Origin of the sequence: Pedobacter alpinus, assembly GCF_042684645.1 — a bacterium.
GTDB classification, from domain to species: Bacteria; Bacteroidota; Bacteroidia; order Sphingobacteriales; family Sphingobacteriaceae; genus Pseudopedobacter; species Pseudopedobacter alpinus.
Window position 1 is genome coordinate 42,159 of sequence record NZ_JBHULV010000021.1, and the last position, 20,664, is coordinate 62,822.

Consider the following 20,664-nt stretch of genomic DNA (forward strand, 5'->3'; position numbering starts at 1 on the left):
CGCACTATCAACCTTTTACCTAGTTATTTATAATTCATTCAATGTTACGCCGCCTTGTTCGTTACTAATATAACAAGCCTCAACTACTTGCATGGTTCCTAAAACATCTTGAACGCTAGTGTATAATACTTTGTCTGAACCTTCTTTAAAACGCATTAAATTAGACATTGTACCCACAAATGCTTCGGGAAACCAAGAACCTTCTAATTGAATTCGTTTCCACTCATAATGCCCATCCTCGTTTGGAGTTGCATGTTCAAAAATATCTGGCAAACCGTTTGGATAATTCATTAATAAGCCCATTTTAGCTTTAATAGCCCCCTTTGTTCCTTCCCATTTGATATAACTTTCCTCGTGTCGGGGTCCAAAACAATGATCGTGATTGGTGTTGATTACAGCCCTTAAATCATCACGATAATCCATCAAAATTGTAGACCTTGAAGAAGATAAATCTTTATTTGGATGCTTAAATGTTTTAGCTAATACAGATTTAGGATTGCCCATAAATGAACGAATACAATCTATATAATGAACGCTATGAAAAAGTATTTCTAATCTTGGATGCTCTTTTATTAAAGGGAACAAATGCCAAGGTGTATTAACTGTAACCTTAACTTCCATGTCATAAATATCACCAATTAATTTTTGATCGATGATAAACCTTGCCGCAGCAATAAAAGGAGCAAACCTCAATTGGAAATTAATAGAAGCTACTAGATTTTTTCTTTCGCAAACTGCAACAATTTCTTTGGCTTGCGCTAAATCATTTCCCATTGGTTTCTGTATCAATACAGCTGCACCATCTGGTAGTTGTTCTAAAATCTCGATGTATTGATTGGGTAAAACGGTAATATCATAAACCGCATTATGAGGAGCATTTTTTACGGCATCGGCAACGAAATCGAAAACATGAGGGATTTGAAATTGTTGTGCAAAATCTTCTGCTTTAGCTCTTGTTCTATTGGTGATTCCAAAAACTTCAAAACCTGCCATTTTATAGGCTGGTAAATGCGCATCTTTTACAATTCCACTAGCACCAATAATAATTATTGGTTGCTTGGTTTCAGGTAAAAGTGGTTGATAAGGAATTTGCATCGTTATTTTATTTTTCGGATTTGAGCTTGGGTAGTTTTTAATAATTCGTCGGATGAAATGAGCGTGGTTAATGCTTGAAGCACCATATCATCTATTAAACCGGCAAATTTATCCCAGCTGGTTATTTGAGGTAAGGTTAAAGCATTTTGGTGTAATGCAGCCAACTTATGATAATAAGGAATGGTTTCATTTATTTCAGCATCTTCCCATGTAGAAATACGGCAACCAATTCCCCCTTCTTTAGTAAGTAATTTATCGGCTTCTGGTGTGGTGGCAAATCTTAAAAATTGGTAGGCTAAGTTTTTATTTTTACTTCCCGAAGCAATCGTGTATAACCAATATACATTTAATGATGCAGTTGATTTCCCTTCGTCAAAAGGTAATTGGGTAATTTCTACTTTACCTTTTACTTTAGATTCTTCAATCACTTCGCACATGGAAGCAAAACCAAACCAATTGATTGCTAAAGCGGCTTCACCTTTAGCAAATGCCATTCCGGCTTCTACAGATCCAAAATATTTTGTACCTGGATGTGTAGTGTTTTCGTTTCTAGTGATTTTACGATAAAAATCTAAGGCAGCTACCGCTTCTGGTGTATGAATATCTATCTGATTTTTTTGATTTACTAATTGCCCGCCTCTTGTCCATAATTGCAAGCAAAAATCAAAAACCATGTTATGTCCATCCGGATAATTAGCAAATACACAGCCGTAAAGATTTTTATTTGGACGGTTAAAAAATTCGGCAATGGTTACAAACTCTCTCCATGTTTTGGGTGGATTTAATTCATAGCCATGTTGTCTTTTAAAATTTTGTTTCTCTGTTACATCTTCAAATAAATCTTTACGATAAATCAAGCATTCTGGCCCATCATGAAAAGGTAAACCATAAACACCATCATTTATTCGTTGTAAATTTAATAGCGATTGATGCCAACCATCTGGATAATTTTGAGGAGCATTTTGTGCAATATATGGCACTAAATTTTGAACAGCATTCCCATTTACGGCATCAAAAATCCAATCGGTATTTAAATGTGCAATATCCCAATCACCATTAAGCATTCCTTTTTGGACAAGCGTTTGGTTATACAAATCTTCTAGCTCTAAAGCTACCATTTCTACCTCTACCTCAATTTTATTTTCCAAACAAAACAAATCCCAGAGCTTTTGCATGGTTTTTTCAAACGGACCGAACTTTCTTACTGCTATTCTAACTTTTTCCATTAACAATCTATGAATTTTTTTAAAATTCCCTCATTATCCTGTCCTAATTTAGGAGAACCTTTTTGAGAAGTAAAAATTTCTCCATCTATTTTAATTGGACACCGGGTAGTTCTATAAGTATAGCCATCCTCCATCGTCACTTCTTGTACAAAATCTAAAACTTTAAAGCCTTCTTGTTCAAAAAGCTGTTGGTAATTTAAAACATCTGAACACCAAATATCAGCTGGCTCCAAAATGTTTAACCAATAAGCCGTTTCTTGAGTTTGTAAGTGATTCGCTAGAACAACCTTTATCTCATCTTTTAAAGAAAACTTATTCTCAGGAAATTGAGTCAATTCCTCACAGTTTAATAGTACAGCTAAAACAGGTAAAGAACCCATTGCTAATGCTATGTAACCATTCTTGGTTTGGTAGATTCCGTAAGGAGCTCCTAAATAAGCATTTGCGTTATTGGATTTGCTTCTTATGGGTAACTCGCCTCCATCATTATAAAATGTTGTAATCGTTTCAAACTGGAAATCAAAAGCCGATTCTAGCATAGAAACTTGTACCAAAGCACCCATTTGATGCATTGCTTTTCTGTATAGTGCAGCTAAAATACCTTGTGCAATATGTGTCCCTGCAAGCATATCAACTATAGATAAACCCATAGGAACCGGACCATCCTCATCATTTCCACTAAGCCATGTTAATGCTGTTAAAGATTGTAATAATAAATCCTGACCGGGTAAGTTTTTTAAAGTCCCATTTGAGCCAAAACCCGAAATCTCAGTATAAACCACATTAGGATTGATGGCTTTTACTTCATCATAACCTAAACCAATACGTTCCATCACGCCAGGTCTAAAATTATGCATCACTACATCTGCTTTAGCCAAAAGCTTTTTTAATTTTTTAAGTTCTTCTGGTTGTTTAAAGTCTATCGCAAAAGATTCTTTATTTCTATTGATGGTATGAAATACAGAAGATTCACCATTCATAATTAAATCTGAAGTGTACAGTGTACGGCAAATATCCCCAGTGCCCGGTTTTTCGATTTTAATTACACGAGCTCCCATATCTGCCAACCTTAAACTAGCCGAAGGTCCAGATAGAAACTGACTAAAATCTACTATTAAATAATCTTCTAATGGCTTCATCTAATTATTAAAAAAATGCGCTAATACTTCGTTATGTTCTCCAACTTTTGGAGCTGGCTTATCGCTGGTCAAAATTCGTCGGTCTATTTGAATCGGACATCTGGTGGTAGTCAGTTCTTGGTTGTTTTCTAGTTTGATTTGCTGCTTTAATGGCATCCCAAAATCTTGCTGATCTAAACCCTGATAATTTAAAACTTCACCACACCAAACCCCATTATCTTGCAATAACTTTAATAAATCTTCGGTATTTTTTGCACTAAGATTTCGGCTTAGAATTGTCCTAATTTCATCGCGTTGAGCAAACCATTGATGTTTTTCTGTGTAGTTTTTAAAATCTAAACCTAATAATTCGCCAATAAACATTAAATCGCCCATGGCTAAAGAAATGTAACCATCTTTAGTTTTATAGACGCCATAAGGTGCACTTAAAAAAGCATGTGCACTGCCCTCAACACCACCTCTTTGTTGAAGCTGTCCTCCATCATTTAGATAAGAAGTGATGGCTTCAAACTGAACATCTAAAACAGACTCCAGTAAACTCACTTCTACTAATACACCCTTGCCTGTTTTTGCTCTTTTTAATAAAGCCGTTAAAATCCCTTGCACTAAATGGTTTCCGCACATAATATCAGCTACAGATAAACCAAAAGGTACTGGACCCTGACTTTTTTTGCCTGTTAACCAAGCTAAGCCAGATAAAGATTGAAGTAATAAATCTTGACCAGGTTTGCGAGCCCAAGGCCCCCTGCTGCCATAACCAGTAACTATTCCGTAAATTATCTTTGGATTTATTTCTAAAACATCCTCATAGGTTAAACCGATTTTCTCCATTACACCAGGACGAAAATTATGCGTCATGACATCTGCCTTTACTATCAATTTTTTTACTAAAGCAATGTCGTCAGGGTTTTTCAAATCGGCAGCAAATGATTCTTTATTTCTATTGATGGTATGAAATAGCAAACTGCTTTCGTCAACAAAAAGATCTTTAATACTTAATTGCCTGCAGGCTTCTCCTTTAATTGGTCGCTCTACTTTGATCACTCTTGCTCCTAAATCTGCTAGTTTAAGTCCAGCAGAAGGTCCTGCCAAAAACTGGCAAAATTCCAGTACAACTAATCCTTCTAAAGGTTTCATGCTGTTTCTAGATTTAAAGATTTAACATATAACTCATTCATTTTATTCAAAATCAAAATTTCATCTCCACCATTCATCAAATAATCTCTAACAAAATCGCCTGCATGATCTTGAAAATCCATATGTCCAAAATAACGAGGGCGTAAAAAAGCTCTCTCCAAAGCAGGTAAGGTATTTTGAAAATACTGATGGGTGGTGTTGTTAATTCGTTCGTTTTTCCAAGCTTGTAAATGACCTGGCTGTCCGCCGTTATCAGCAAAAATATTTTGTTGAACATATGATGAACCTGTAAACTCTGCATATTTTATTGCCTCTGGAATATGCTTAGAAAATGCTGAAACGGCCAAACCTGTTCCGCCTAAAGCGCTTGTCATGTTTTGACCGTTTAGACTTACTAGATCATAAAAATGAAGTAAGTTTTTGCTGTAGCCGATGCGAGAGTAATTGGAATAGCCGTAAGCAAAAGGACAATAAGCAATATCGTTAGTGTTTACCATGGCTTCATAAACTTTAATAGGATTTCTATCAAAATTTTCTGGAGCAATGTATTGTGCCAATTCTCTAAAATATTTTAATGCTTTTACACCAATTTCTTGTGATATTACCCGCTCTTGAGACTGAAAAGGTGCATCGCCCAAACTGCAGCAAAACATGTAAAAACTCATTAAAGAATCAATCGGGATTCCGGCAAAAGCCACCAAACCTTTTTTTGCAAGGTCTAATAAATCATCAAAAGTTTGAGGTAAACTTAATCCTAAAGCTTTGAAAATATCTAACCTTGCAGCAGCTACAGGTGTTGCAGCATCTATTGGTAAAGCCCATAACTTCTCGCCAAAAACATAACTCTCATAAGATTTGCCTACTGTGTTTTCTTTTTGATCTTGAATATAATCAGCAGATAAATAATCTGACAATGGTAAAATGGTATTTGTTTTAGCTCCAAATCCTGTCCATGGATGATCTATAACCAATAAATCAAAACGAATAGCCAAATCCTCTATGTTGTGATCGGCAAAATCTTGTAAACTTCTTTTCTCCCAGCTGATTTCTATACCAGGATTTAACTCAGAAAATCGCTGAGCGGTAGCTACCATAGGTAATAAACCTCTGGTATGGTTCCATGTAATCCCTTTTAATCTCTTCATCCTATCTATTTCAATTTTTTGTATAAGCTTGTTAATGATTTCTCATCTACTGAATTCACAGGTTTTAAGTAAAAACTGTAGTGGTAATTCCCAGATTTGATTTGGAATTGTGGTAATGGTGCAGAAACATCACTCCACGAATCATTACCACCTACTCCCATTTGTTTTAAATCTATATTTACAGTAATAAAACCAGCATCTTTTAAACTATTGGTATGTTTTGCTTTAATGATGTCTTCTTCTGTATATGGCCAAGCACTCATACTTAAAAGGCTATCTGCTATTATCATTAAACCATCTTTTTGATTTGCAAAGCTCATCCATCTTATGTCTGTGCGGTTTGCATTTTCTTGGGGATAAACATAAGGCTCGGTAAAATCTTTCAAAGCCATGTGATAAATGCCTACGTCAAAACCAAAAGCCCTATCGATGTAATTTTCTTGCGGTCCTTTACCATAAAAAGTAATGTTTTGATAATCGTTTGCGATGGCACCTTGTAAACCAACTTTTGGAATATTTGGCAAGGCCGAATTTGCTTTTAATTGATAATCTACTTTAATTCCACCTTCATTATCAATGGTATAAGTCAAAATAACTTTTGCGCTATCCTTAACAATTTCATAAGTTGATTGGTAAATTGAGCCAATTGCGTTAATTTCTTTGAAACTTGTTAAAGTAGGCTTAGCATTATACCATTGTTTTAGCTTTTTATTTGGTTTCCACCCTTTACGATCGTTATCGGTTTGTGGACGAGTAAAATGTGGCAAAAACGAAGATTTGATTAATTCCTTACCATTTTTAATATATGATGTTAAAGCACCATTTTTAAATGTTATTTTAAAATCTTTACCATGTAAAATAGCACAATCTTCACATTTAGATTGTGTTAAATCTCCACTCTTTACTGCTTTCAAGCCTAAAAAAAAGTTGCTTATAACTAATTGATTACTTGCAATTTCATGTCCTTTAGCTGCCCAAGGCAAATCAGTTTTTAGCTTAAAGCTGATGTTCAACAAATACTCGTTACCTAATTTTATTTTAGGATAAAAAGATTTGATATCTATATCTTTTCTCTCGCCAGCAGGAATATTTAATGATGGAATTTGAACGGTTTTAGTCAAAACTCCGTTTTCTAAGAAGGTTAAGAAAATATCATAATCGATTAAATTTTTTGAAGCATGTCTATTCTGAATATCTAAAATTCCTTCTTCTTTATTTTTCCAATTTGTTTCTGCGGGTTGATAAACTCGTTTACATTCATAAATGGCTGCCTTTGGACGTCCATCTGAAGCTACAATTCCGTTGATGCAGAAATTACCATCGTTTGGTTTATCGCCAAAGTCTCCACCATAGGCGTAAAATTCTTTTCCAGTTGAGTCTTTCTTCAATAAACCTTGATCTTTAAAATCCCAAATACAGCCGCCAATCAATCTATCTCTAGAGCGGAAAATATCCCAAAACTCTTTCATGTTTCCGGTAGAGTTACCCATAGAATGAGAATATTCTACAAAAATAATTGGACGTTTATCTCCGTTTTGTTGATTCAACAATAAATCTGGTGTGAAAATTCCAGGATAAAACCTGCTCACCATATCTACATAATATTGGTCTACAGGGTTTTGTAAACGATGTGCATGATCTACAGATTTTGGATATTTCGGGTCTGAAGGATCAATATATCCTTCCACAGATGGGCTTCCCATAGCAGGCTCATAGTGCACCGGTCGGGTAATGTCAAAATCATGAATCCATGCAGCCATAGCTGCATTATTTGGGCCTCTTCCAGCTTCGTTACCTAAACTCCAAATCACTACACTTGGATGATTTTTATCACGCAACACCATTCTAGTGGTGCGCTCCATAAAGGCAGAAGTCCAAGCTGGATCATTACTCAATTTACCACCCAAACCATGGGTTTCATAATTGGCTTCGTCCATCACCATCATACCGTATTTATCACATAATTCATAGAAATATGGATCGTTTGGATAATGACTTGTTCTAATTAAGTTGAAATTGAATTGCTTAAGCGTTTTAACATCTTTCTCTAAATCGGCTCTGCTTAAAGCTTTACCTTTTATAGGGTCGTGGTCGTGGCGGTTCACACCGTATATATAAGTCACCTTTCCGTTGATGAGCATTTTTCCGTTTTCTTTAGAAAACTCAATACTTCTAAAACCTACTTTACAACTTTTAGCTTCTAATAAATTTCCTTTTTCATCAACTAAAGAAATTACTAGTGTATATAAATTTGGCGTTTCATCACTCCACTTCTTTGGATTTTTAACTTCAGTTTCTAATAATCCAAATTTCACATTATCTAATCGAGGATAAATCTCATTTACAATAGATTCTGCACTTCTTTGTAAAGGTTTTTGAAAAACAGGTTGATTTTCGTTATCATACAATTGGGCTTTTAATTCATATCCTTCTGGAATAAATTTGCCGGAGTAATTGTCTAATCTTGGACGCAAACTAAATATCGCATCTTTATAATCTTTATCTAATTTAGTTTGATAATGAAAATCGGCAATACGAATTTTGGGCTCAGCTAAAAGCATCACTTCTCGCTGGATTCCACTCATTCGCCAATGATCTTGGTCTTCTAAATAAGCGCCATCGCTCCAGCGTATTACTTGTACCGAAACTATATTTTCTCCATTTTTTAAATAAGCGGTTGCATTAAACTCTGAAGGCAGGCAAGAATCCTCGCCATAACCTAAAAATTTACCGTTTAACCAAACCCTAAAGGCTGAGCTTACTCCTCCAAAATGAAGCGTAATATTCATGTCTTTCCAGTTTGATGGTAGCGTAAAACTTCTTTGATAAGAACCTACTCCATTATAATCTTGAGGTACAAAAGGAGGATTTACCGGACGAAATGGATAAACAGCACTTTTATAAATAGGTATATCATAACCTTTTAATTCCCAATTAGATGGAACTTCAATTTTATCCCATACTTTAACTTTTTGTAGATAAAAATCTTGAGGAGCATCGGCTGGTTTTGAGGCAAATTTAAAATCCCAATCACCATTTAAAAGCATCATTCTAGATTTTGTTCTATCGCCTTTTATGGCATCTTCTATAGATGTAAAAGAATAACTAGTCGCTCTTGCTTTATCTCTATTTATTTCTGTAACCTGAGGCACTTCCCAAGGTTGTGTGTTGTAAATACCCGGCACTATTGGTACAGCGGCAGGTAAACCATCCACAGTTTGAGCAAAAGCCGAAACGCTTAAAAACAAGAAAAGAATTATATGTTTTATGGATTTCATTTAGTTAAATTCAGTTTTAAAGTTGTAGAATTTAAGCCCGGCGAGCATGCTTTCAAAATAACTTCACCAGCCTCATCGCCTTTAATCATGATGACTGCTTTGCCATTAAATAAATTGATGTGATTAGCCTGAAATGATTGTAGATTAGCTTGAAATCCGTTATCTACTGCTGAAATTTCAGCATCGCCAACTAACTCAAAAGTGATATTATTCATCGCATCAGGAACTAAAATACGATCTTCATCTGCCACAGAGACCGTAATAAAAGAGATTTCTTTACCATCTGCTCTAATAGTTTCTTTATCTGCTTTAAGTGTAATTTGGACTGCCGCTTTTGCAGTTTTAATTTCTTCGGTTAAAACAACCTTTCCGTTTGTGCGAGAAACCGCTTTGATGCTACCAGCTTTGTAAATTACCGACCAGCTGACATGAGCCTCATTTTCGGTTTTTCTTCTAATGCCTTGAGAAATGCCGTTTAGATAAAGTTCAACCTCGTCTGCTTGATTGTAGTAAGCCCAAACTTCTACTTTTTGACCTTCTTTCCAATTCCAATGCGGTAGTAAATGTAGAACCGGTTTATTGGTCCACTCACTTTGGTACATGTAGTAAACATCTTTTGGTATACCTGCCAAATCAATAATTCCATAATAAGAACTTCTTGCAGGGTAATTAAATGGATGCGGCTCTCCCAAATAATCAAATCCCGACCAAACAAATAGTCCGGCCATGTAAGGTTTATTTTTTACAGCTAACCAGCTTTCTTCATGCGATGTTCCCCAATAAGCAGCTACATTATCGTAAGCAGAAACCGTCCAATCGCCATTTAAATTTTCCATGTATTTATTTCTGGAGTTTGCAGGCCAAAGTTGTACGGTATCTTGCGGCTGTATATAAACTCCTCTTGTAGCTAATGCCGATGCTGTTTCTGTAGCCAAGAAAGTTTTATTTGGAAAACTATCTCTTAATGTTGCATATAATTTATGCTTATAGTTGAAACCTAAAACGTTTATAGCATCTGCTTTAGTGATAAAATTCTTTTTGGGTTCTAACTCCGTCATGGCAGTAGTTACTTCACGAGTGGGATCGTATTTTTTTACGATATCTACCAATTCTTTAATAATTTTTGTTCCCGATTGGTCAAATTGCTCTCTAATTTCGTTTCCTACACTCCACATAAAAACAGATGGATGGTTACGGTCTCTTAGCACCATATCTCTGGTATCACGCTCATGCCATTCCTCAAATTCTAAATGATAATCGAATTTGTTTTTTCGTTTTCGCCACATGTCAAAAGACTCATCCATCACTAAAAAGCCCATTTCATCGCATAGATTCAAAAACTCTGCCGAAGGTGGATTATGGCTCACACGGATGGCGTTTGTGCCCATATCTTTTAAAATTTTTAATTGACGACGGATAGCACTTTCATTAACTACGGCCCCAATTGCGCCTAAATCGTGGTGCATACAAACGCCTAAAATCTTCATCGCTTTACCATTGAAGAAAAAACCTTTTGCAGTATCAAAATAGAAAGTTCTTATTCCTAGTGGTGTGATATACTCATCAACTTGATTTTTCCCTACAAGTATTTGGGTTTTAACCTGATATAGGTAAGGATTTTCTGGACTCCATAGCTTCGGATTTTTAACTACAAAATTTTGGTTTACGCTATTTAGAGAATCTTTTAAATTAAGATTTGAGGACGCTTTGCTTATCGTTTTACCTTTTGCATCTAAAATGGTAGAAATAACTTTAACACTTTGTAGAGTTGATTGTGAATTTTGAATAGATACCTCCAAGTTAACATTTGCCAATTTTTCATCAACTTTTGGAGTGCTCACAAATGTTCCCCAATGTGCCACAGCAATTGGATTGGTGGTAATTAATCTTACGTTTCTATAAATACCTGATCCGGTGTACCATCTGGAGCTTGGTTGTTCAGAATTATCGACCTTTACAGCGATGTAATGAGCTTTTCCAAAAACGATGTTTTGAGTTAAATCGTAACGATAAGAGCTATAACCATAAGGACGGAAACCTATTTTTTTACCGTTTAAGTAAACAGTTGCATTTCTATAAATTCCATCAAACTCGATGTAAATCTTTTTATTTTTATCTGTATAAGCAACGTTAAAAGTTTTAACATACCAGCCTAAACCAGCTGGTAAAGCCCCTTGTTGACTGGTAGTAGAATGCTTTTCGCTAAAAGCCCCTTTTACACTCCAATCGTGTGGTAATTGTACTTTTTCTAGTTTTGAAGAATCTTTAATGGCATATCTTAAAGTAGAATCATCTCCTAAATAGAATTTCCAATTTGCATTAAAATCTTTGCTCACTCTTTGAGAGAAAGCAGCAGAAAATGCAAGCATAAAAGTTAAAAACAGATATATTCTTTTCAATATCATAAGCTATTTTGTAAATGGTAAAAAGTTAACTTCACTTTTCCCTAAATCTTTTGAAGTTGCCACTGCAATTCCACGCTGGTCATTTTCATTAACCGCACAATAAAAATGATAAACAACTCCTTTATATTTTAAAACATAAGATTTATGTGCATAAAGCGCATCATAATCTTTTGATGATTCTATTAAATTTTCTCCTTGCCAATCGGTCCAATTCACTAAATCTTTAGAAACTGCAAAACGATTAAAAGCTCCATTTCTATCCTGCCAAAATGCACCAAAATAAAACATCACATATTTATCATCTATTCTCTGAATAACCGCATCACCTGTAATCCCGACTGGGTGATGCATTACAGGATCTACTTTGTAACGTTCCCAATTATTCATATCATCAGAAACTGCCATTCCAATACGCTCGTACCAGCGTGTTTTCTTATTATTCTTCAAAGAATCACCTACAGCATTATAATACATCACAAATCGATGTCCAGTTAAACGATTTTTATCTGCAATCACCGAGCTTTTGAATAACTTATTTCTGTTTTCCCACCACCTTACATTGTCGTCTGAAGAAGATAAAACCGGCATTTCTAACCTTTGCCATTCATGAGCGATAGCAGGATTTTGTTTGGTAAAAGCCATCCCAATTGATAAAGGCTCAACTTCATAACCTTTCTCTTTACCTCCAAAATAAGACATCCAATAATTGCCATTATATTTATTTAGCTTGTATTTACCGCCCCATTTATAATCCACCAAAGCATGATATCCTGCTTTCTGATTAGCGTCCCAAACATCTTCATCAGAAAAAGAAAGTTCTTTACCTTCTTGTTTCCAGTTTAATAAATCATCACTACTAGCTAACCAAGTTTCATACCCTCTCCCATCATAAATCAAATAACTCATGTACCATCTACCATTTTTTCTAAAAATGGTAGGGCAATCCATTTTCTGATCATTACTCTGAGGAACCATAACCAAACCATATTTATAAGGCGTTTTCACTTCCTCATATATCTTTTGCATCTCCGCATCAGAAATAGCTGTTTGAGCTTGTAAACTCAAAAAACTAAATACAAATAAGATGATGATTAAATACCTCATGGTTTAATTTGTAATAACGCTAAAATGATAAACTCCCGAACCAATTCTAATCCCATTTTTATTATTGTTAATCGCTTGCCCGTCCATTTTTGCTTTACCTTCTGGTAGAAAAACAGCTGCATCGCAATTCACAGGAATTTCAACATCCATAGTAAAATCATTTTCAAACTTTGACCAAGAACTTTTAATAAATCCATAAGGCGATTTAAACTCGGCTTTAGCCTGATTAACACTTGCTACGGTTTGTGGATTAATAATAATATTTTGATAAGCCACACTATTTTCAGCTTGCTTAATTCCACATAACCCACTATAAAACCATTCCATTAAATGTCCAAGCATTAAATGATTATTAGAGTTTTCACGTAAAGCTGCCCAAGACTCGGTTAAAGCTGTTGCTCCTGTAGCAATTTGGTAACCATAACCCGGTACATCAGAACGGTTGTTCATTTTATCGATAATGTCTGACCTTCCCGCATCTTCCAAAACACGTAAAACATAACGAAAACCAATATCGCCTGCTGTTAAACTATTATTTCTGCTTTCTATGTCTTTAATTAGGTTTTCAATTACTGCTGACTTATCCTTTTGGTTTACTAAGCCCATAAAAATGGCCATTGCATTAGCTGTTTGGCTACCCGTTGCATATTGTTTAGTATTGGTGTGAAAAAATTTATCGTTAAAAGCTTTTTTTACTTTTTCGGCTAGAGCCTGATATTTCTCCATGTCTGCTGTTTTACCAATTTGTTTGGCAATTTTGATCATCAGTGTTAAATCGTAATACCAAATTGCGGTAGCTGTTACACCCTTTGGAGTTAACTGAGAAACGCCTGATGCTTTTGGACCTAAATCGTACCAATCGCTCAAACCTTTTTCATTGATAAAATCTGTAGATTGGCTTTGGATATAATCTAGATATTTCACCATCATGGGATAGTTTTCATACAAAACTCCCTCATTTCCATACCATTGGTAAGCATACCAAGGAACAATGATAGAACTGCTTCCCCACTCTGGAGAATCTCTAAAAATATCTCCTCCCCAATTGAAAAAAACATATTCAGGAGCAATTTCAGGCACTAAACCTTCTTCTGTTTGCGAAGCTCTCATATCAGCCATCGCTTTATTTAACAAAGAAGCAATTTGATAATTGGCATTGATGGAACTGCCCATTAAATGCACTTGCTCTAGCCAGCCTAATTTCTCGCGGTGTGGACAGTCGGTTAGCACACTAGCCATGTTACTTTTTATCGCCCAATCTATTAAATCATAAGTTTGATTGTAAAGTGGGTTTGAACAAGTAAAAGAACCCGTTTTTGCTGCGGAATTTCGAGTATGTAATCCTTTTAATTCGATAATCTGAGCTTGATTTCCTGAATTTATAGCTAAGTTTTGAACTTCTAAATACCTAAAACCATAATAAGAAAAACGAGGTTGCCATTCTTCCACAACATTTCCTTTTAAAATGTATTGAAAGTAATAAGGTTTGCCCGATGATTTTTGATTAGCTGTAAAGTCTGTATTAATTAATTCTGCCGGATAAACACGAATGGTATCTCCTGCACTTCCTTTTACTGTAATTGAGATAATCCCTGAGAAATTCTGACCCAAATCATAAGCGGTTTTTTGTTTAGAAATTTCTGCTATTTTTTTGGCTTCAAATGTTTCAAATACCTTTAAAGGTTCCTGTTGCTGGGCAATCAACTTCGGAGGTCCATCAGTTATTAAAATATTTTTCCAGTTAGCATCATCAAAATTGACTTTGTTCCAGTTTTTTTGTTCTAAAGTAGCATCATAATCTTCGCCACCATAAATACTACTGAATGTGATTGGTCCTTTACTAGTTTTCCAAGTTTCATCGCTTTTTATAAAAGCCATACTTCCATCCGCATATTCAATTTTCACCAAACAAATCATTTTAGGGAAATCGAACATGTTTTTTGTCTTTCGATACCTTCCCTTTACTGGAGGGATAAAATAAAAGCCATTGCCTAACATCACGCCCAAAGCGTTTTTACCTTTTTTAAGCTGAGCAGTAATATCAAAACCTACATATTGTGCTTCTTTGTTGTATTTTGTCCAACCGGCATCTAAAAAATGGTCGCCAATTTTTGTACCATTAACAGAAAACTCAAAATGCCCTAAACCAGCCACAAAAGCGTAAGCATGTTTTACTTTCTTATCGATGTTAAACGATTTCCTGAATAGAGGCAATTGGTTGTTTAAACTAATTTTATCTTTTTCACCATCAATAGGTAGTGGATTTTTTAATTTATAATCAAGCCTTTCATCTGTTATCCACCATGCTTGGTGCCAATCTTCTGGTTTTAAAATCCCAGTAATAAACTCCGCAGGTACAGACCATGCTGAAGCTTGATTGCGGTTGTCTTTAACCCTTACTTTCCAAAAATATTTAGTGGCTGATGCCAAATCCTGACCATTATATTTAACATGAGTAGAGTTTGATGTAGAAACCCATTTACTATCCCAAACTGTTCCAAAATTTTTTTTCAAAGATTTTAAATCCTTTGAAACCAATAGCTGAAAAGCGGTTTGTTTAGTGTTTCTCACAGTAGATTTAATAATCCACGAAAAGTTTGGATGAACAGCGTCAAGCTCACTTGGATTGATTTTATATTCTACATTTAAATCATGAACCTCTAGCTGTTGTGCAAATATGGCTGCACAGCAATGAAGTAAAAGCAGTAAGAATAAAATTCTTTTCATGATTTGTTTATATTTTCAAATCTTTAGTAATCGTTAAAAATTAATATTTTAGATATATTCGTTCAAAAATCTTAGATAAATTCCAATGATTCTTATAGTTTTTACCTAAAATTACAGCAAACATTAATTGGTTTACAACGGTATTTGTGTAAAAAATACATTATAATATAAGAAAACATTAAAACAGATTTACTAAAGGTTTATTCAAATATAAATATATCATTTATATTTAAAAGAATTAATGGTGATTTTTCTATATTAAACCTGAATCCAAAAATATCACACGATATTGTACTTTTGTAATATGCAAACCGAAACGAAATCTAAATATCAAGCGCCAGCCTTAGAAAAAGGGTTAGACATCTTAGAATACCTATCTCAACAATCTGTTCCAGTATCGCAAACGGAGATTGCTGTTAGTCTTAATAAAAGCTCTAACGAGATATATAGAATGCTTGTTTGCTTAGAAGACAGGGGGTATATTATTCGTGATGAAGTATCGTCTAAATATAAATTATCTTTAAAGCTTTATCATTTATCGCACCAACATTCTGTAATTGACGAGCTTAGAACTGCAGCCATATATTTAATGGAGGAGCTTAGTAGTGAGGTAAGAGAAGCTTGCCACATGAGTATTATTTATCATGATAAGGTGATGGTTGTTTTACACTCAAGAAGTCCAGAGCCCATTGCTCTTTCTATTGAGGAAGGAAATTTATTTCCTGTTGCTTTAACAGCATCAGGAAAAGTACTATTAGCCTATATGAAGCCAGAGGCGGCAAGCGCTTTACTTCAAAAAGATAATGATTATATAAAATTTAGTGCTGAGCAAAAAGATGATTTTAAAGAAACTTTAAAACAAATTAAAGCTAAAGGTTATTATTTAAAACAAAGTGAATTTGCCGATGGAATTGTAGATGTTTCTGTACCAGTAGGGAATGAAAAGACAGGAGTTAATGCTTGTTTAACCATATCTAGGTTACATACTAAAACTGCGGTTCACAAAGAGAAGGATGAGCTAATAATAGTTGCGATGAAAAAATACGCACAAAAGATTCAGAAGAAGATTGGTTTAATTTAATAAACTATTGCAATAAGATTTAGGAAAAGAAGCTGCATCTTTAAATTTAAAGATGCACTTCTTTTTTTATAAAGCCTTATAGTCCACTAATAGTTCTTGGTTTGGTAAAATAGTTAACTGATAAATATAATCTGCTAACTTTTCAATTTTACCATAATTCGCTTTTGGTGTTTTTGAACTCTTAATTCTTAGAGTCCCAACACCTTCATTAGATAAAACTTTAACTTGATTTGTAGTACATTTTACGCTAACTTTTCCTTTTGGAGTAGGCACTTCCCCATTCATCCATTTTAAACCACCCAAAATTGGCTCCACTTGATATTCGCTATAGCCCGGCGCTGTCGGCTTTACGCCTAAGTAATATTTGCCAAGTAAATAAATTGGACTGGCTCCCCAAGCATGGCAAAGGCTTTTTCCATAAGGGCGTCCATACATTTCTAAATGCGCTGCACCTTTTTTGTTTGGGTTGTATTCTTCCCAGAAAGAAGTTGCTCCTTCATTTAACATTCCGCCCCAATAGTTTTTCATTTCCTTTAAAACATAATCCTGTTCGCCCATGGCACACAATGCTTCCAACTCATAAAAACGCATGTAAGGTGTTGTGATTTGAAGAATATCTTTATTGAGCAACACCTTATTTTTTATACTTTGTTTTTGTTCTTCAGTAAAATAATTAAAAAAAATACCGAACATATTAGCGTACCTGGTTACAATTTCCTGCACTTTACCGTCAATACGCTGGTGCTTCATCACGTTTTCCTTTTTATCCCAAAATACATCAAATAATTTTGTTTTTAAATCTTCAGCTACTTTTTGATAATATTTTTGGTCCTCGTTTTCACCTGCAATTTCAGCACTCACTGCCATAGCTTCTAAACTTCTTGCTAAAAGCATTTGTTCAAAACTAACCTCACCAGTTTTTGGTAATCCGTTCGCCCAATCAATAAAAACCCAATCGCCTTCTAATGGTTCCAGAAATCCGTTTTTATTTCTTCTATTTAAGCAGAATTCCATCAATGATTTCATTCGTGGATAAAAAGTTTTGATGAATTTCGTATCTCCTGTGTGTAAATAGTAATCGTAAACACCAACAAACCAATACAACGAATAATCCATGATAATATTTATATGAGCCGTAACAGGTTCTTTACCACGAAGAGCTAACAGCGTACGTTCTACGGAAGGCGAATCAAAGAACAAATAATAATTCATTAAATAACTTTGATAAGCGTCGCCAGACCAAACCCAACGGTCGCGTTTAATCCCGTCTATAAAAAATTCGCGAGATGTTAGATGCATGGTGTAAGCTGATATGTCCCAAATTTTATTCAATTGTTCATCCGAAGATTTGAATGACCCACGATATTCTAAAGGTAAATATTCATAAAGCATGGAAATTGAATCATATTTTACCGTTGCATCCGCTTGAACTTGAACGTAGCGGAATGCTTTAGATCCATCGTGTAAATATGTTTCAGGCTGGTTTCCATCAAAAGATAAATGATCTAATGTTTCACATTTAGCAGAATCAAGCGCTTCCTCACGAGATTCACCATAATAAAGTGCTATTTTACCTTTTCCTTTTAAACCGTGAATTTTAATATAGCCAAAAGTTTCTTTACCAAAATCTACTAACTCTCCAGCTCCAAATTTTTCTACTTTTTTTGCGTTCCAAGGTGTGGTTTTTAATTTAAATTCGGAAGGCTTATTCTGTGGTAAATCAAAATTCCAAGAACCAACAGGCATCCAGGGTGTGCCAGATTGTTGTGCTTTTCCAGTTTCATCAATCCAAAGTTTATCTTCATTAGTTACCTTCCAAGACGCATCAGATTTCACATACTTGCCATTAATATAAATAGCAGGCAGCACTTCTTGGTTATATACTTTAAAGGAAATTTTGTGTTTCCCGGCTGGAATTTTTATTGATTTTGGTTGCCCGTAAACCTGAGTACCATCTAAAAGTAATTGAAAAGGTCCTTCTGAGTAAATTTTGACCTCGTCTGGTTCTGGAATATCTACCTCTGTTTGAAAAGTTACCAAAGCATAAGGACTATAATATTGCCAAAGCGGTGGAAATACTGCTTCACGCTCTGTACGTCTCACTTGCATTTTATTGCTTAACCAAATTTCAAAATCTCCCGGATACCAAATCCATGTGGCTTTTTGTTGTGCTAAAGCAGTTTCAGCAAATAAAGCGCAAAAAAATAACAGCAAAATATATTTTGTTTTAAAAACCATCGCTTTAAAGTTTCGGTTAAATTTTGATTTTAACATACTTAATGCTCTCCTAGAAATTATGGATTTTCTTTTACAGAGCTGTTTGAAATTATTTTACCGTTAATAACCACATTATCAAAAGTTATATCTTTGACATAGTCAACCTTCATTGGGATTTCTACCCCTTTGATGTTGATATTTACGAGTTTAACATGTTGTACAGGCGATGATTCATAGGCTGCCGACAACAAGCCATATTTACCCCCATTTTCAACTTCTAGGTTCTCTACCCAAATATTACGGATGGTAGGAATAAAATTTCCTGGCTTTTCATAAAACATATTAAATCTGATGGCAGCATCTTTATAAGTACCCACCTTAGTATCCTTCATAAAAACATTTTCTATAATTCCGCCTCGTGATGAGCTTGTTTTTATCCTTAACACCCTGTCTAAATCTGGGCTATCCATGGTATTGTTTAGCGCATAAATATTCCTAGCTCCGCCAGCGATTTCGCTACCAATCACCACACCACCATGACCTTCTTTCATCATACAATTTTCTATGATATGATTTTCTGCTGGCCTAACAATGCGTCTGCCGTCTTGATCTCGACCTGATTTAATAGCGATACAGTCATCGCCAGTATCGAAATAACAGTCTTTGATGAGTACATTTTTACAGGATTCGGGATCACAACCATCGTTGTTTGGACCAAGAGAAACTACCTTCACCCTTTCAATGGTCACGTTCTCACACAATACGGGATTCATGAACCACATAGGTGAATTGATCATCTTCACATCAGAAATTAACACGTTTTTACAGTTATAAGGCTGGAACATATTAGGACGCAACCAATAGCCGTCACCAAAAATACGTTCTTTTGGATCAATTTCTTTATACATCATTTGATGCAAAGCTTCTCTTGCGGGTGTTTGCTTTGGCATTCCTTCTTTCCATCCGTAAGTTTTACTACCATTCCAGTTCCACCAGTTATTATTATCAGCATTACCGTCAAGTATTCCGTTACCGGTAACAGCGATGTTCTCTTCGTCATAAGCGTAAATTTGGGGCGAATAATTCATACATTCCATCCCTTCCCAACGTGTAAAAACGATAGGATAATCATCAGAATTACGACTAAAAAGAATAGTTGCTCCATCTTCCAGATGAAGATTAACATTGCTTTTTAAATAAATAGGGCCTGTTAAAAACACAGCTGAAGGCACAACTATCTTGCCCCCTCCATTTTTATTACACGCTTCAATCGCTTTCTTAAAAGCTTCAGAGTTCTTTGTTTTTCCATCTCCTATCGCACCAAAATCCGTAACTTTGTACACCTTATCCAGAAATTTCGGTGCTTTTATCTGTTTACGCAATTGCTTTATCTCTCTTAGAGGCTGTTTACCTTTTGCCCAAACTTTATGTTTTTGGGCTATAGCAGAAAAACATAATGACAATAAAAAAGTGGCACTGAATGCTATTTTTAAAATTTTTTTTCTCGAATTCATAACTTTGTTACTACTAGAGTTAATAATGTTCTTAAATTAATTACCTTTTATTTGTTAAAATCAGCCTATTTATTTTTCCGATACCCACGGAGGAGAAATGCTGTACCAACTAAATTCCTTAACTATCTTTGGTCACCGTTCTTGCTTTTTGGCAGGTTACTTTTCCTTTTCTCCATTTATTTCACTGATATTAATAAACACTACGGTATTATCATAATTAAAAGCAAAAACATCATCCATTCCAACTTTCTTTATCCATTTACAGAGCAGTTACTTTTTGCCATCTGCTTTTTTAAAAACACCAATTTCATGTCAATTTAAAGCCCCGGAAAAAATTCCAAGGCTTTTGGCAATAATAAATACACTATTTAACACCAATTAATCATGTGTAAAAGCAATCTAAGGGATGATTACAAATTATGCCAGTAGTTTCTTATACAAAATTGAGTAATAACTAAAAAAATAATTTATTTTTAGTTTTGAAATAAGTCCATTAAAAACCTTTGTTTAATTTGTTAAACCTAAAAATAAAAAACAAAAAAATCAAATAAAATCAAAAATAAAAGAAGAAAAATTTAATAGTGAATAACATTTAT

The 20,664-nt window shown here is 34.8% G+C and carries 12 protein-coding genes; 1 reads left to right on the forward strand and 11 read right to left on the reverse strand.

The annotated features are described in order from the left end of the window. Positions 1-27: 27 nt before the first annotated feature. The 9 genes from ACFSSE_RS06395 to ACFSSE_RS06435 are packed head-to-tail and all read right to left on the reverse strand — an operon-like array spanning position 28 to position 15,256. Positions 28-1,095: a Gfo/Idh/MocA family oxidoreductase gene (locus ACFSSE_RS06395; RefSeq protein ID WP_379042663.1), complete on the reverse strand. Its 1,068-nt coding sequence runs from the start codon at positions 1,093-1,095 to the stop codon at positions 28-30. A gap of 2 nt (positions 1,096-1,097) precedes the next feature. Further along, complete coding sequence (locus tag ACFSSE_RS06400) at positions 1,098-2,321, reverse strand: extracellular solute-binding protein (protein ID WP_379042666.1); 1,224 nt, start codon at positions 2,319-2,321, stop codon at positions 1,098-1,100. Then, entirely contained in the window at positions 2,321-3,460 is a 1,140-nt protein-coding gene (locus ACFSSE_RS06405; protein ID WP_379042669.1) for a CaiB/BaiF CoA transferase family protein, read from the reverse strand. The genes ACFSSE_RS06400 and ACFSSE_RS06405 overlap by 1 nt, the downstream gene beginning before the upstream one ends. Next, positions 3,461-4,597 (reverse strand): CaiB/BaiF CoA transferase family protein, encoded by a 1,137-nt coding sequence (locus ACFSSE_RS06410; protein ID WP_379042672.1) that lies wholly within the window; start codon positions 4,595-4,597, stop codon positions 3,461-3,463. After that, positions 4,594-5,742, reverse strand: coding sequence for an ABC transporter substrate-binding protein (locus ACFSSE_RS06415; protein WP_379042675.1), 1,149 nt, complete (start codon positions 5,740-5,742; stop codon positions 4,594-4,596). The genes ACFSSE_RS06410 and ACFSSE_RS06415 overlap by 4 nt, the downstream gene beginning before the upstream one ends. Positions 5,743-5,747: 5 nt before the next feature. Continuing rightward, positions 5,748-9,020 carry a glycoside hydrolase family 2 TIM barrel-domain containing protein gene (locus ACFSSE_RS06420; protein ID WP_379042678.1) on the reverse strand — a complete coding sequence of 1,091 codons (3,273 nt, stop codon included), beginning with the start codon at positions 9,018-9,020 and terminating at the stop codon, positions 5,748-5,750. Continuing rightward, positions 9,017-11,425, reverse strand: coding sequence for a glycoside hydrolase family 2 TIM barrel-domain containing protein (locus ACFSSE_RS06425; protein ID WP_379042681.1), 2,409 nt, complete (start codon positions 11,423-11,425; stop codon positions 9,017-9,019). The genes ACFSSE_RS06420 and ACFSSE_RS06425 overlap by 4 nt, the downstream gene beginning before the upstream one ends. Before the next feature lie 3 nt (positions 11,426-11,428). Then, complete coding sequence (locus ACFSSE_RS06430) at positions 11,429-12,529, reverse strand: glycosylase (RefSeq protein ID WP_379042684.1); 1,101 nt, start codon at positions 12,527-12,529, stop codon at positions 11,429-11,431. Positions 12,530-12,532: 3 nt separating this feature from the next. Continuing rightward, positions 12,533-15,256, reverse strand: a complete 2,724-nt coding sequence (locus tag ACFSSE_RS06435) for a family 78 glycoside hydrolase catalytic domain (RefSeq protein ID WP_379042687.1) — start codon at positions 15,254-15,256, stop codon at positions 12,533-12,535. A gap of 304 nt (positions 15,257-15,560) precedes the next feature. On the opposite strand from ACFSSE_RS06435, the gene ACFSSE_RS06440 reads away from it, so the two are divergent. After that, positions 15,561-16,337: an IclR family transcriptional regulator gene (locus tag ACFSSE_RS06440; RefSeq protein WP_379042690.1), complete on the forward strand. Its 777-nt coding sequence runs from the start codon at positions 15,561-15,563 to the stop codon at positions 16,335-16,337. 66 nt (positions 16,338-16,403) lie between these two features. On the opposite strand, the gene ACFSSE_RS06445 is transcribed toward ACFSSE_RS06440, so the two are convergent. Together ACFSSE_RS06445 and ACFSSE_RS06450 are read right to left on the reverse strand one after the other, a co-directional pair. Then, complete coding sequence (locus tag ACFSSE_RS06445; RefSeq protein ID WP_379042693.1) at positions 16,404-18,611, reverse strand: alpha-L-rhamnosidase-related protein; 2,208 nt, start codon at positions 18,609-18,611, stop codon at positions 16,404-16,406. Between the two features lie 20 nt (positions 18,612-18,631). Continuing rightward, positions 18,632-19,897 carry a glycoside hydrolase family 28 protein gene (locus tag ACFSSE_RS06450; RefSeq protein ID WP_379100812.1) on the reverse strand — a complete coding sequence of 422 codons (1,266 nt, stop codon included), beginning with the start codon at positions 19,895-19,897 and terminating at the stop codon, positions 18,632-18,634. Positions 19,898-20,664: the final 767 nt, after the last annotated feature.